This window comes from Pantoea sp. 18059, assembly GCF_902706165.1.
GTDB classification, from domain to species: domain Bacteria; phylum Pseudomonadota; class Gammaproteobacteria; order Enterobacterales; family Enterobacteriaceae; genus Pantoea; species Pantoea agglomerans.
This window is the reverse complement of sequence record NZ_CACSJS010000039.1, coordinates 1-448: the sequence shown is the minus strand read 5'-3', so window position 1 is coordinate 448 and position 448 is coordinate 1. Positions and strand designations below refer to the sequence as shown.

Below are 448 nucleotides of genomic sequence, written 5' to 3'. Positions count from 1 at the left end.
GAATAAAAATTATGGCATTGAAGACGTCGAAGGCTATATATTTTGGGTCATGCCCTTCAAATTCCTCTTCATAAAGGCCGAATATAATTATTCTAATGATTGACTTTCTTGGTTCTGCACTTTGGTCGTGAAGCATCCAGGCGCCTTTACGAATTTCCTTTAAATCAGCTATGCCTATCCTTTTTTCTGTGAAGTCAAGTATTGACTGGTTTATTTTTTTAATCTCAAATATTTCATCTGCGGGTATTTTTTTTTCGAGGTCAAATTTTTTAAATAAGTGGGTAATAAATTCATTAATTATGATCAGTATTTTTGCATAGGGGAGACTTTCCAATTGGTGCAAATCATCTATTCTAATTGCTTCAGTCATTTAATTCCTGTTGTTACACTTGTCTTTTATTCCGAGGTTCTTTAGCACAAAGGCACAGGATGGACAGGCTGGCATAGG

The 448-nt window shown here is 35.0% G+C and carries 1 protein-coding gene; it reads right to left on the bottom strand.

Features of this window, described 5'->3' with window-relative positions; translation table 11 throughout:
- Positions 1–370: hypothetical protein (locus tag GVJ63_RS21945; protein WP_159227365.1), on the bottom strand; the 370-nt coding region annotated here is incomplete at its 3' end.
- Between the last annotated feature and the right edge of the window lie 78 nt (positions 371–448).